This window comes from Streptomyces griseochromogenes (genome assembly GCF_001542625.1).
Taxonomy (GTDB): Bacteria; Actinomycetota; Actinomycetes; order Streptomycetales; family Streptomycetaceae; genus Streptomyces; species Streptomyces griseochromogenes.
On record NZ_CP016279.1, the window covers coordinates 5,295,349 to 5,308,699 of the forward strand.

The following is a 13,351-nucleotide window of genomic DNA, read 5'->3' on the forward strand; positions in this document are numbered from 1 at the left end:
CACGACTGACCCGGACTGGTAGGTCCCAGACGCGCCGCGTCACTCACAGCGCCCCGCCGTGCGGCCCCGGCCGCCCGACAGGCGCCGGATCGTGGGGTCGGCCGGAAGACGGCACCGCCATGACCTCACCCCACCCGCGAAGGCGCCCCCAGCGGCGCAGCGAGATCCCCCGTGGCCCGCAGCAAACCGCGGGCCTGCAGGAAGTCCGCGACGCCCTGCCGCCCGCGCCCGGTTCCTGCACCGTGGCGCCCGCTCCGCTCCCGGCCGATGAGGGCGTACCGCCCGAGTTGCTGGCGCTGGTCACCTACCACTGCCGTCACATCAACGCCTACCTCGCCCGCGCCCAGCACCTGAAGACCCTGCACGGCGACAGCATGAAGCAGTGGCAGCGCCTGGTCCTGTACGCCCTGACCGACGCCCTCGCCCACAACCACCTCCTGGTCGGCACCCTCGCCGCCTACCTCCAGCGCCAGGACCTCGACGCCGACCTGCTGCGCCGCTACCTGCAATCCCCCGACCCCGACCGCTACATCACCGGTGAGGCCGTCGAGCACCTCGACGGCCTCACCGGCGCCGTGCCCGAGGAAGCGGCCGAGCCGGTCTGGACCGGCATCGGCCGGCGGATTGCTCGCGACGGCGGCTGACGACCGCGCCAGCTCGATGCTGAGCGCGATGTTCTCCGCGGGCTCGAGGAACGCGTCGCGAGCGCCGGGCCCGGGCGTGGCAGGCGCGGCGCGGGCCGGACTCACTCAGGCCGAGAAGGAACGCGCTGCCGCCCGGCAGCGCGGTCGGCCGACGCGGCGAGGGCACGGAGCCCGACGTCATACGCCATCGCGCCGAGGGCGAGGACCACGAGCGGCCACACGAGCGGGGACGCGATGGTGCCGTGGACCAGGGCCGCGCCGACGCTGCCGGTGCCGAGTACCGCGGTGCAGGCCGGAATTCCCGGCAGGGCGATCCGCAACACCACCTCCCGGCGCCGGGCCGGGCGTGCTGCGACAGGGGCGGGGGCGCTCATCGGCCGCTCACCGTATCCGGCTCGGTCGCGGGAGAGCTGCCGGTGATGCGCCCAGCAAGCCGCTTCACCTTCCGGCGAACCTTCTCGGCCTGCCTGTCCGGCTCCGCAGCACCAGCGGCCATGGCCGCTTCGGCCCAGGTGGTGACCCCACGGGCGCCGAGAGCGAGAGTCACCGCTCGCTCGGCCGGGGAGAGGGCCTTCAGAATCTCGATCAGGCGCGAGTTCTCGAAGCCGGTCTCGAGGCCGGGGTCGACGGCAGCTTGTCCGCAGACCAGGTCGTACAGGGTCAGCCCGTCGCCGAGCGGGGTGTCGAGCAGCAGCAGCCGCGACTGGTTGACCTTGCGGCGCCAGACCGGGGTGAGTTGCCGGTGGATGACACTGGCCTCTGACTTCAGCTTGTCCAAGGACTCAGGGGTCAGGTGACCTTGGTCGTAGAGAGGGTCCGCCCAGTCGCCGAGCAAGGCGGTGGAGACCGGCTCATTCCACCCGCTCCACCTCCCCAGCACCTCCGACGTGAAGGAGTGAATCGTGGGTCCGTCGCCGACGAGCGCGGCCTCGCGGGCGCTCAGCGCCTGGATCACCTCCGGGACCGGGATGTTCAGAGCCCGGAACCCGGACTCGATGGTCCGGTTGGCCGGGTGGCCGGTTTTGAGCACCGCCATGCCGGTGGTGGTGGAGATCATCATGGGAGGGGCGACGCGGTCGAACGGCTCCGGCAGTCCGAACGTGCCGTCCACGTCGAGAGCGACGCTTCCGTCCTCCCGGAGGGTCACGGTATCGCCGGTGTTCTCGCTCCAGTGGGCCGGGAACAAGGCCATGACCGCCGCGCCGGTACGTGAGTCCCAGTTGAACTGGCTGATCCGCTCCGCCAAGTCGGTGTGGACAGAGTCGTCATCCTCGACCATGGCGTGACTGGGCGTTCGGGTCTTCGGTGACCATGGGCGTCTCCTTGTCGGGGAAAATCCTTCTCCTCTCGGTCCCGGCACGGGCACGATCCGACAACGCATCCCCTGAATCTTCTTGTGATCCACATCACAGCAATCCGAGGCCTCGGAACTCGTGGGAGTCGGCCGCCCTTCGATTCGTAAGAACCGACCGGCGCCGGTACGGAGCGTCGATAGGGCCACAACGGCAGGACCGGCCGGCCATCCGGCACGAGATCTTGTCGGCCCTGTGCTCGTCCAAGCAGTCGGCCGGTTCAACATCTGACGGACACGAATGTCGCCTGGAACCTCCCCAACCCTGCCGCCCCCGGGGCCGAGGCGGACGGCCTTCTACTCTTCGTACGGCTCGTGGGCGGGCACCTGCCCGTCGCTGCGCCGCTGCCGGTCACCGGTGAGCGCGACGATCCGGTGGACGGGTACCAAGATGGCCGGGTGGCCGCCCGCGGGGGAGAACCCCACCCGGCCCGTGCCGGGCTCGTAGGAGGTCACCGTGCCGTACAGCCGGTGCAGCACGGTCTCAGCACGCATCCCGCACTCGACGTCCAGGCACAGCATCCAGTCCTTGAGCCAGTGGACGGGCAGGTTCTCCATCTCGGCGGCTGCGGGGCCGGGATGCTCGTCGTCGGGGACCCAGCTGTACTTGCCGACGACCAGGTCGTTGTAGACCTCCATCGAGTCGGGCCCGCTGTAGGCGGCCCGCCGCCCGAGCTGGGCTGCGCGCCGCACCGCCCGGGCCGTCGTCACCATGGCCGTGGGCCTGGCGCCCGGCCCGTCGCCTTCAGCGTCCGCCGGCAGATAGGGGTAGGCGCCGCGCAGCAGCGCCAGCACGTCCCGCTCGTCCGGCTCGGCGGCGGCCGCGACAAGCTCCGGTCCGAGGACGACCCGTAGCCGGTCGTCGCGGGTGTGGTCGGCGGCGTGCCGGGCGGCGAAGCGGGGGACGGCAAGCACGACAGCGTGGTCGGGTTCGACGCCATAGCTGGTACGGCGGCCACCGAACGGGACGGTTGGCCCGTGCTGCTCGTACTGCGCGAGGTAGGCGAGTTCCGCATCCCGCTTGCTGGTCAGCGGCCAGCCGCTCACCAGCACCAGCTGCCGCCCGTCGCCGCCGTCACCCGGGGCCGCCCCCAGCGCCTCCTCCAGCCTGTCGCAGCAGTCCAACACGTACTGCTGCCACCGGTGCTGGAACTCCGCATCCGCCCACTGCGCGGGAGAAGCAAACCCTGTACCCGCCACGAGGGCCGGCCCCGGCAGCGCCGTCACGTCACGCACCCGCGCCCCGCCCCAGACGGCTTCCACCGCCAGCATGGCGGCCGCACGTGCCGCAGTCGCCTCGCCGCCCTGGTCCCGGACGCCGCTCCACGCCCGCCGGACGGCCGCCCACACGTCGAACGGCTGCGCCCACCGGGACTGCAGCACCGCGGCCGCCAACTCCTGGCCCGTGCGCTGCACGTTCCCGTCGGCGGCCACCGCATCACACGCCCCGCTGACCGACGTCACCTCGCGCGCCGCAGGCGCTGCCGCCCGCCAGCCGGCCAGTACCGTCTCCGACCGCTCCAGCACCCCCGACCACGCCTTAAGCATCTGCCGCGCGCCCGCACCGACCGAGGGATCAGCCGTCCATGACTCGAGCCCGCGGCGAACCTCCGCATCGCGGTGCCGTGCCGCTTCCCACAGCACCCGCGCATAACCCTCCCAGGACCGCGGGCCCGCCTCCTGCTCCTCCAGCCTGCGCACTCGCCCGTCAGCCGCCACAACGTCGGCCGCTGCCCGCCACAGTGCCTCCTCGCCCGGCTCCACCCGCACCCCAGGGGCACAGTGGCGGCACACCTGCTCACAGACGTCCAGCAGCGCGAGCGGGCTGCCCGTCAGGTGCTGCGCGTAGCGGCAATGGCTCCGCCACCCCGCCGCCTTGGCAGGAACGTGCCACTTCCCGCCGCCCGCACGCCCCAGGACCACGGTGATCCGCCGCAGCGGCCCGACGTCCACCCCGGCCGCCAAAAGTTCCTTCTCCCGCAGCACCGGAAGCCCTCGGTCACGCCGCACGACAGCCCGCCCCTGGTCGCCTATTCGCTCTCGTCGCTCACTGTGACACAGGCGCCCGACCGGCGTGCTCGGTTGCCCAACGGGGTCACCCTCCCCGGCACGGACGGCTATGACATGGCGCGCGGGTCTGTACCGGCGCTCCGGCTGGGTAGGCCGGTTCGGCTCACGGCATACCCGGGGCCGGGCCCTGGGAGGCACGGGCCTTGTCAAGCCCGTTGAGCACGGCGGCCCGCCAGAGGCCCCTCTGGTGAGTGATCTTCGCGCAGATCTGCCGGTACTCGGCGAGGGAACTCCCCGGGCCACCCTGCTGTCCGCGCCGCCGCCTTCCCCGATGGACGACGATCGGCGTGTGATGCCTTCGTGCGGCCAATCCAGCGGATGATGAGCAGGCGGGTTCCGCGTCGATACCCGAGCCGACCCGGAACCCTGCTGGCGCGACTGTCCCCTCATCGCCGACCCGATTGCCCAGGAGTACCCGAACCGCAACAGCTGCAACCTGCCCTCGCGCACGTCTTGTCCGGAAGAGGGCGCACCGTCCGCACGCAGTCGGTACGCGATATGTACGCCATGGGTATGAGGTGTGAGCAGGGCCGGTCCTGGGCGGCATGCTGTCATAGGCGGTGGCTCGAACCTCTCACTGAACCCGGCTTACCCACGCCGGATCCTGAAACGGACAGAGCAGTGCCGGCGGGCACCGCTAACCCGATGCCTCCCAGGCGGTGGTGAACAGCGCGCATTCGAGGAGGTCAGGGGCCGCGCCGGACGGCCAGATGTCGCCTGTGGCCAGCTGTCCGGTGGCGGCGTGCATGAAGGAGAGGTAGACCCCGTAGCGGTGGGGCGTCCAGTTGCTGTCCGACCACACCCAGGCGGCGACCGAGCCGTCCACGTCGTGGCCGCTTTTGCGGCCGACGGCTGCGGCGATCTGCCGCAGGCGTCTGGCCAGTACGCGGTCGAGGATGAGCGGCCGCGGGCCGTGGGCGGGCGGTACGACGATCCCGGTGAAGTAGAGGAACTTGGTGGAGAAGGACGGCCCGAGCCCGGGAACCTTCCGGCGGAGCGCGGCGTACGCCTGGGGTGCACCGTGCTCGCGCAGTGCGGTGACCGCGGCGGCCAGTACCGCGTCGAGGCCGTCGAAGGCGAGGATTCTGTGCAGGGTGGCCGGTCCGCTGCCGCCGGGAGTGCCGCGCTTTCCCTTGCCCCACACATACGTTGCGATCAGCGCCTCCCTGAACGCCTTCCGCTGCAGCGCGTCGGCGACGGCCGCAGCCACCTCGGCCCGGCTGACTGCCGCATCACCGCCTGCGCAGGTGGGCGCCAGCGTGGGCGGCCACGGAGTGATCTGCGCCCACCGGCCGGGCGTGTAGCGGACCGTGTGCGCGCCGGGCGTCCCGTCCACGTAAGCGGACGCGTTCACCTCCCACCAGCGGCCCAGCGCCCGCACCACGGCATCGGGCAGCAGACGTGCAGCCATCTCGCGGTCCACCGCGTCCGCGCGGTCCTGGCGGCCCTGCCCGTCCTGTCCGTCTTCTTCGTTCACGAGCCGCCCCCCGCCTGACGTTCCGCCGGGCCCGGGGAGGATGCGGCGGATTCCTTCGGCGCGGACTGCTGCGATAGGCCCCCGCCCGGCACGAGCTCGGCCGCTGCCTGCTCCAGTTCCTGCCGGCGCAGCTCGCCGCCCTCGATCAAGTACATGTCGGGCAAGGGCCGTGCCGGAAGCCCCCAGGTGCCGGCACGGGTCCGAACACCGATGTCCCGGCTGATGACGACCACCTCCGCGGGAGCGACAGCCTGATGCAGACGCAGCGCCGCAGCCACCAACTCGTCGTCCGGCACGGGAAGACGGGCATGACCGGGCTCATCGGCCGCGATGAATACGGGGGTCCCGTCGTCCGCGGCCGCTTTCTCGGGCCCAGCTTCCAGCACCGACTCCAGCAGCCGGAACACGCCACGCGCCCGCCTGGAGATCTTCCTGTCCCCGGTCTGGTAGCTCTTGGTGTCGATCTCGTCGACCACGACGTGCGGCACCATGACCGCGGTGCCCTTCCCGAACACCTTCTGCCAGGAGACCTTGTCGAACCGCGTGAAGTGCAGTGTCGTGTTCGTGTCCAGCACCGCGTACCGGACGGCACCGGCGCGCCCGTACCGCTCCTGCATGGCACGCACCCGGTTCGCCACGGATCTGAAGTAGTCCTGGAGCTCGGCGAGCTCCACGTACATCATCAGCCGGGCCTCGTCCAACGGTGCGGTAAGTATCGCCCGGTAACGGCCCGCGCGGAGCTGCCCCGCGATCTCCCGGTCGCTGAACCGCCGGTTGAGCTCCTCGGCGGCCTTCCAGGTCCACTCGTCGTACCGCTTGCGCACGGCCCGCATCTCAGCCTCGGCGTCCGCACCGGTCCTCATCCTGGGAGGGATCCGGATGGAGACGTCGTTGAGGCTCCCGGCCACGAGATCGTTTTCCAGGAAATTGATCGCCTCGGTGCAGGTCGTTCCGGCTCTCAGCATGCCCTAGTTCTCTCCCCCCGACGGGGCTCGGTGCGCCCCGTCAGGCTCATCCTGCCAGCGTTGATTACGCCCGGTGCGAGTTCCGCTTCCCCCGCGCGGCGGCCTGCCTCCTGGGCGGGGCGCCGCGCCCTGACCCCTGGTTACAGCGTCGGCTTCTCATGTCGAGCCAGGAGTTCGGTGAAGAAGTCCTCCAGGAGCTGCTTCCCGCCGGGCGCGGTGAGTTCCCAGCCGCCGAACCGGTAGATCTCGTATCCGGCCAGCCGCAGCCGCCGGTCCTCGGCGACCATCTCCGCATACAGCCGCGGCACGGCGGTATGAGTGACCCGGCCTTTCTCGTCGGGCGGGTTTGGAATTCCGTAGTGCTGCACGCCGTCGACCTCGATGACGATGCGGGAGCGGTCCGGCGCCAGGAGCAGGAAGTCCATCCGTTGCCGGTACAGCGCTCCCGACTGCTTGCCGCTCCTGCGCGAGTAGGGGTCGTAGTGGAGGTACACCTGGGGGATCAGCGCGGGCAGGTCGAAGCCGCGTTCCTCGGCGTAGCGGGCGCAGTACGTCCGCATCACCAGCTGCTCGGGCGGGGAGTCCAGCGACCGATACAGACGCCGGTACAAGGCGTCGGCGGCAGTCTTCTCGTCGGCGTCCGGCTGGTGGCTCTTCCTCCACCAGGCGACCGTCTGCCGCCAGGTCAACCCGTGCGGCGGCAGGGGGTCAGTGAACACCAGGCAGGTGTCGGCGTGGCGGACGATCTCGACGTCGTTGTTCACCGCGTCGCGCAGCACGATCTGCGGCTTCGCCCCGGCGGCGGCGAAGATCAGGTTCTTGAAGCTGCCGGACGGTCCCTTGGTGAACCGGCGTTCGTACTCCAGCTCCTGCAGCTCCTCCAGCGCATCCCTGGTGGGGCCGAGGATCTGCTCGATGCAGTCCCGGCGGGCCTGCCAGCTGTTACGCATGCCGTTGTCGCGCCAGTAGGTGCCGAACCCGCGCGGCCCGTCGAACGTCCGAAACGGCCAGACCGGCGGCTCGAGCGCGAGGCGCTCCAAGACGGCGCGGTGCGCTTTGATGACGATCGAAACGTTGTCGTCGTCCAGGTGCCTGCCCTTGCCGTCGGTCCCGTGGGAGACGAAGTCGTAGTGCAGCAGCCGGGTCAGCGCGATCGCCACGTCCAGCTCGGTGTGACCGGCCGGAGGGCCGAACCGCAGCGACTCGACCAGCCCGACGTCGAGCACCCACGGACTGGCCCAGCCGTCCCCGCTGCTGAAGAACGCCTCGATGTCCACGCCCCCCACCCCCTGCGATCCGTAGAGAGCATCCTCGGCCCTGAACCTGCCAGGTCACCAGATGCCCCTGACAAGCTCCGGCCCTGTCCGTAGCCTCCGGGCCGCGATCCGAGGCGCCGCACCCGCCGTCGACCCGCGCTAGTGCGGGCCGTGCGACGGCGGGTGCGGCAGGGGTGACACGCCTGACCGGATCGCGGCGCCGTATGTGGTTCAGGAGGTACGCACGGGTTCGGAGTAGGTGGTGAAGAACCGGTCTCCGGTGAGCTTGTAGTACGCGAGCTGGTCGCGGACGGCCTGCTCGTCCGCCCAGCGGTCCGGGCTGCTGTCATGCGGCAGCCGCCACAGATCGTCTCTCATTGGCCGCGGCCGGTGAGGGCCTGACGTTCACCGTGAACGAGGCCAGGAGGAAGGTACTGGCGGCCGTCGTCGCCGCCCTGGCGTGAAGGCGGTCGGGGGCGCGGCGGCCCCGGATCTCTGCTTCGTCCCGCCAGACCCCGATCACTACCTCCAGCGCCCGGCGGCGGCGGGGGCTGTGAAGGTGGATGGGAGTTCGGGTGCGTGGCCCGTGCCGGGGACGGGGCCGAGCAGCGGTTCCTCCGGCAGCTCACCGAGGCATCCGAGGAGCAGGCGCTGCAGTTCGATGAGCTCGGCCGCGAGGTGCTGGGTGTGGACCCGGCCGAGGTCCGCCGACGCCTCCGGCAGCTGAAGGAACAGGAGCAGCAGCGGGCAGCGGCGTGCAGATCCGGGGGCGCGGCCGGGAAGCCGGGCACCGCGGCCCAACGCCCGGCCCGGTCGGCGTCACCGGGCGGGGCGGGCGAGAGCACGCTTGGCGGACTGCTCGCCCCGCGCGAGGAGTGCCGTGCCGGGCCCATCGTATCCGCCCCGGGCGTAGGCGTGGAGGGCCCGGTGGGCGTCGGAGCCGGGCGGACGGCCGGCACGTGCGCGGTCTCGGGCAGGCGCCCGACCAGCTCGTCGACCAGGCGGTGCTGCGCGTCCTGGACGCGACCGCGCAGCTGGCCGATGACGGACAGCAGGTACTCCAACAACCCCTCCAGTTCCGCCAGCAGTTCCCCGGTGGATGCACCGGCGGGGTCCTGGGCCAGAGCGAGGACGGCGAGGGTCCGGCGCGCACCGTCCCGGAGCCGGTCGACGCCCTCGGTGTGCGGATACCCGTACAGGGCGGCAAGGCGGGTGAGCAGCAACGGGCAGGGCATGGTGCCCGTGGCCAGCGCCCAGGCGATGCCGCCGCTCTCCCAGTCGAGCAGGGACGGGGGATCGGGCCGGTCAGGCCCGGCTGCACGCCCGCCGCCCGTGGCGGCCCTCAAGGCCGCCACTCGGGTTCTGACCGCCTGGGACGCCCCCACCCGGCTCGAACGCCGGGGCCTGCTCCTGTGGCTGTCCCAGCAGGTGGCGCACGCCCACAACGCGGCGCAGACGGCCGCCACCTCCCCGCACGAGCCGCCGACCGGCCCGCTGGACGCGCTCGCCCTCTCCGCCCCCGCAGCCAACCAGCCCGGCGGACAGGACCCCACGACGCTGGACAGCCGCCAGGCCGTCCTGCAATGCAGTGTTCAAACGCCCAGGGGGAGGCCCCTCGCCTGCGGTCGCGTGATGCCCGGGACGTCCACAACGGGACACCGACGGTTCGGAAGGGCGCCCACCGACTTGGTGGGGTGGGCCCGCGCCATCTGTCTGCGACTGCCCGGGCAACATCCGCTCGGTCGCGGCGATGACTTAGCGCTGGGCGCCTACATGGGCGCCGTACATGAGCAGACCCACCCAGACCGCGGAGACCGCGGCGGTCATGGTCGCCCAGGGCGCCGTGGTGAGGGACGGGCCCGTCACCAGTTGGTAGGTCGTCACGCCGGCGAAGACGATGACCAGCAGGAAGGCTGCGGGCCGGGCCAGCCGCAGCCACATCGGAAGACGGACCGGGGAGGAGGGCTGCACGGACGGCGTCGGCGAAGCGAGCATGACGAACTTCTCCTACAGGCGGGGGAGTTGGCGGACGAGCGACCTTGCTGGCCGGTGCTTCGACCGTATGGCGCCCACCCCCGTGCAGACCATCTCCCATTTCCGCCCTGATTACCCAAGGATGAGGACTTGGGGGAGAGGAGGAGACCCATGTGGGTGTCGGTGACCCTGTACGACAAGGGAGCCGCCTGCGAGCGGCCCGGAGCGGAGGCCGGGCGTGTCGAGATCAGCGGGCTGGAGGGTGCCCGGACCGCTGTCTTCACGGTGGGCCTGCGCCGCAGCGAGCACGACATCCACCGGCCTGCCGCCCTGCGCCTGCGTGTTCCTGGCGCCCGCCCCGGCAGGGTGACGCCGAGGGCGGTGCGCGCCGTCGACTGGGAGCGGGTGCTAGCCATCGCCACCGTGGCGGCGACCGTCTCCACGCGCGCCGCCGAGCAGCTCGATGCCGGCTGGACGCGGCGTCCCCGGGGCGGTAGCCGCGACTTCTGCCTGCTCGTCGCCGCGGTCTACGCGCTTGCGGTCGCCCGCCACCTCCCGCCGCGCCATGTGATCGCCGCTGTCTGGGGCAGGGGAGTGGACACCGTGGACAACTGGCTGGCCGAGGCGCGCAGGCGTCAGATCCTCGGACAGGATCCGCTCTCCAGCCGCCACGGCCCCCGCACCGAGCCGGACCGGCGCGGGGTGATCCCGCTGCCGCGCCCGCCACACCAACCGCCCTCCTCGCAGACCACCGTGGGAACCAACGGAGCGACACTGCGCGACCTGCCCGACTGTCCCGACTGGTCCTTCCGCATCGAACCTGGTGCCCGCGAGGGCAACGTGTTCGTCCGTGGATGGGCGATCCAGCCCGACATTACGCACGCCGGCGGCTGGCGAACGCACCTGACGGACAAGGTTCTTGCCGCTGCTCCGCTCGACGACGTCTTCGCCCGCGGGCTCGCGGCTCTGCAGGGCAACCTCTACCTCACCACGGCCCGGGGCGTCGTGGGTGAACCCGTGCGGACCCGGGGACCAGACCACCTGCGCCAGGTCACTGACGCCTACCTCTTCGCCCTGGCCCAGGAACAGCCACCACTGCCTCTGATCTGCACCCTGTGGAACGTCAGCTACAGGACGGCATCGAGCTGGACCAGCAAAGCCCGCAGAGCTGGCGTCCTGAGGGCCCGGTACAAGCCGCTGCCCGACCGCTGGGGACGCTCAAGCAGGCCCGAAGGGCCGTGAGTCCTGCCGCGCCTGCCGTAGCCGCACGCGACGTAAAGGTTCCAGGGCTACGTCTTTGGCTGGAGCGAGACCCGGGGCGGCCGTTGCTGTGCGTTACGGGGCGCACCCCGTGGCTGCGTACGGTCGGCGCGCTCCGGGCCGTGCCCCGTGTCGCGCTGGGGGCGGTGTCGTCCGGATAATCCCTGGGTGCCTGTGAATCCGAAGTACATGGAGACCAATGTCAGGGTCCCGTTCTGTGCTTTCGATGCGCTGGCCGCCGTCGCGGCCCGGCAGGGCGCCTCGCGGGACGCGACCGTGCGCCGTCTGCTGGCCGAGCATGTCGAGCGGCAGGAGCAGGTTGATCCCGACGACCGGCTGACGCACATCTCCACCGTCTTGCGCTACCCGCCCCCGCCGCGCTGGCGTAAGGATCCGCGTCAGGACCGGCCCCTGCGGCTGAGGGCGAGCTCCGCGTTGTTGGAGCGGGCCCGCGCAGTCTCGCTGCTGCTGCCGGGGCAGTACGAGCGGGCGTTTCGGGACTACCAAGGACGGGTGCTGACCGACGCGGCGGTGACCGCCATCGCGGTGGCCGAGCCGTTCACGGACGAGTTCTTGGACGGGCTGCTTCCCCTCCTGCGGCACCGCGCCGCCCGCAACCTGTGGCGGCTGGCGACCGCCGCGCTCATCACCGGTCCGGAGCTCGACCTCCTGGACGCGGCCGACGAGCTACGTAAGGCGACGGCCTGGACGCCCGACACCGAGCTGGATGAGTACGACCAGCGCCTGCTGAGGATCGCGACGGCCCTCGAGGAGGACGTGGCCTGGCACTCCCCAGCCCGATTCCAGGTCGCGGACAACATTGCCCGCGACCTGCTGACCGGCCCGCAGGCCGAGGCGAACGCACGGATGCTGCAGGAGGAGGGCGAGGCCTGGGATGACCTGCATCAGGACACTCTCCACGCAGACGAGGAGCGCCGGTGCTACCTCAAGCGGGGGACCACGGACTACGACTGGAGTGGGCGGGGCGGCACCGCGGTGTGGCGGGCCGAACGACAGGTGGCTCTGCAGGACTTCGAGGACTGGCTCACCCACCGCACCCGGACGGACACGCCCCAGTACGCGGTCCACCCGCCCGGCTGGGTGCTCACCCGCCCGCCCGGCTGGCGCGCCGTCGCCCCGGCCGCCGCGGACACCGGCGGGCTGCCGCAGCCGTACGCGGCATGGACAGGCGAGGGCCGCGTCCTGGCCTTTCCCCACCGCAACCGGCAGGCCGTGTGGCCACTTCAGCGCCGACCGGATGCGCCGGGCTACGAGCCCGTGCCCGGCGCCGCAGCACTGCTCGCCCCCGCGGCCGGTCTGCCGCCCGATCAGATCCTCCAGTACATCGAGGCCCTACTCGTTGACTGGAACCACGAGTTCGGCGACGAGGACGAGCCCGACCTCTATCTCGCGCTGGACGTCCCGGTGGGCGCGGCATACGACTTCGGTCTCATCAGCGCCGAGGAACGTCAGGAGGCCATGGCCCAGGCCCGCACGGCGACCCTGCGGGCCATGGACGAGATCATCGACGAGCTGGCCTTGGACGGCTGCGACGACGAGGACCTGCGGCACCTACGGCACGTGCGCGGCAACGTCCGCCAATTCACGGACGAGGCCACCCGCCTCGACAGCCGGATCGGCGCACGGTTCCGGGTGCACAAGGCGACCTGGCGGTGGCCGGGACAGTCGGTGACCGGGGAGTTCCTGGCCGGCGCCTCCACCGACCTCGTGCAGTGGCTGGCCACCGTCGCACACGCGAGGAGCTCTCTGATCACGCAGCGTTCGATGCAGCAGGCGTGGGGCGAGGCCTTCGACCGCTACGCCCCCAGGGAGCGCAGCTCCCGACGGCGCCGGTGACCTCCAGGAGGAAGCGTGTGACACCCACCGATACAACAGGCACGAGCCCTCTTCGTAAAAAGGGATGCAGGCCGAGCAAACGACGCCCGGATTACCGACATCCCGCGTACTTCACACGTACGCCCGCCCGAGGGGTATGTCGTCTCAGTCGTGTTGCATCCTGATGGTCTTCTAGTAGGTCTCTGACCTGTGATGCTGCAAAGAGTGAGAATGCGATCAAGTGAGACCTAACCGGCCAAACAGCGCCTTGACCTGCAAGGCTGCAAGGATTGAGACCAGCCTGCAAACCCATTGAGAGGGCTGTAAGTAGGGGAGGAGATCGGGTGTGCTGTGATCATATCCGGGGGCCCCTGGGCGGGAGACGCCAGGTGCCTCCTTGTTTGGGTAGTTGGCTGCGCCGAGCCTGGGTCGACGGCCGCTGGGTTCGTTGGGCCTGAGGGCTGGAGCCCGTGGCTGGGGGAAATCGGGGGTGATGTGGCGGCCCGCCCGGCAGAATC

The 13,351-nt window shown here is 71.2% G+C and carries 12 protein-coding genes; 3 read left to right on the plus strand and 9 right to left on the minus strand.

Annotation, left to right across the window (positions count from 1 at the left end):
• Positions 1 to 119 precede the first annotated feature (119 nt).
• On the plus strand, positions 120 to 644 hold the full coding sequence (locus AVL59_RS22600; protein WP_067307377.1) for a hypothetical protein: 525 nt from the start codon (positions 120 to 122) through the stop codon (positions 642 to 644).
• A gap of 101 nt (positions 645 to 745) precedes the next feature.
• On the opposite strand, the gene AVL59_RS22605 is transcribed toward AVL59_RS22600, so the two are convergent.
• The 9 genes from AVL59_RS22605 to AVL59_RS22640 form a co-directional block, all read right to left on the minus strand.
• Entirely contained in the window at positions 746 to 1,018 is a 273-nt protein-coding gene (locus AVL59_RS22605) for a hypothetical protein (RefSeq protein WP_159400012.1), read from the minus strand.
• Positions 1,015 to 1,923, minus strand: a complete 909-nt coding sequence (locus tag AVL59_RS22610; RefSeq protein ID WP_067307382.1) for a hypothetical protein — start codon at positions 1,921 to 1,923, stop codon at positions 1,015 to 1,017. Before AVL59_RS22610 ends, AVL59_RS22605 begins: the two co-directional genes overlap by 4 nt.
• Before the next feature lie 369 nt (positions 1,924 to 2,292).
• Positions 2,293 to 4,005 carry a hypothetical protein gene (locus AVL59_RS22615; RefSeq protein WP_159400013.1) on the minus strand — a complete coding sequence of 571 codons (1,713 nt, stop codon included), beginning with the start codon at positions 4,003 to 4,005 and terminating at the stop codon, positions 2,293 to 2,295.
• Between the two features lie 697 nt (positions 4,006 to 4,702).
• Positions 4,703 to 5,542 (minus strand): 8-oxoguanine DNA glycosylase OGG fold protein, encoded by an 840-nt coding sequence (locus tag AVL59_RS22620; RefSeq protein WP_067307387.1) that lies wholly within the window; start codon positions 5,540 to 5,542, stop codon positions 4,703 to 4,705.
• Positions 5,539 to 6,507 (minus strand): PIN domain-containing protein, encoded by a 969-nt coding sequence (locus tag AVL59_RS22625; protein ID WP_067307389.1) that lies wholly within the window; start codon positions 6,505 to 6,507, stop codon positions 5,539 to 5,541. The genes AVL59_RS22620 and AVL59_RS22625 overlap by 4 nt, the downstream gene beginning before the upstream one ends.
• A 140-nt stretch (positions 6,508 to 6,647) precedes the next feature.
• Positions 6,648 to 7,784 carry a hypothetical protein gene (locus tag AVL59_RS22630; RefSeq protein WP_237281615.1) on the minus strand — a complete coding sequence of 379 codons (1,137 nt, stop codon included), beginning with the start codon at positions 7,782 to 7,784 and terminating at the stop codon, positions 6,648 to 6,650.
• Between the two features lie 210 nt (positions 7,785 to 7,994).
• Positions 7,995 to 8,141: a hypothetical protein gene (locus AVL59_RS52395; protein WP_159400014.1), complete on the minus strand. Its 147-nt coding sequence runs from the start codon at positions 8,139 to 8,141 to the stop codon at positions 7,995 to 7,997.
• 144 nt (positions 8,142 to 8,285) lie between these two features.
• Entirely contained in the window at positions 8,286 to 8,564 is a 279-nt protein-coding gene (locus AVL59_RS22635) for a hypothetical protein (RefSeq protein ID WP_067307393.1), read from the minus strand.
• Between the two features lie 954 nt (positions 8,565 to 9,518).
• Complete coding sequence (locus AVL59_RS22640; protein WP_067307396.1) at positions 9,519 to 9,758, minus strand: hypothetical protein; 240 nt, start codon at positions 9,756 to 9,758, stop codon at positions 9,519 to 9,521.
• 150 nt (positions 9,759 to 9,908) lie between these two features.
• Between AVL59_RS22640 and AVL59_RS22645 the strand changes: the two genes are divergently transcribed.
• Positions 9,909 to 10,979, plus strand: a complete 1,071-nt coding sequence (locus AVL59_RS22645; protein WP_067307398.1) for a hypothetical protein — start codon at positions 9,909 to 9,911, stop codon at positions 10,977 to 10,979.
• 186 nt (positions 10,980 to 11,165) lie between these two features.
• On the plus strand, positions 11,166 to 12,854 hold the full coding sequence (locus AVL59_RS22650; protein ID WP_159400015.1) for a hypothetical protein: 1,689 nt from the start codon (positions 11,166 to 11,168) through the stop codon (positions 12,852 to 12,854).
• Positions 12,855 to 13,351 lie beyond the last annotated feature (497 nt).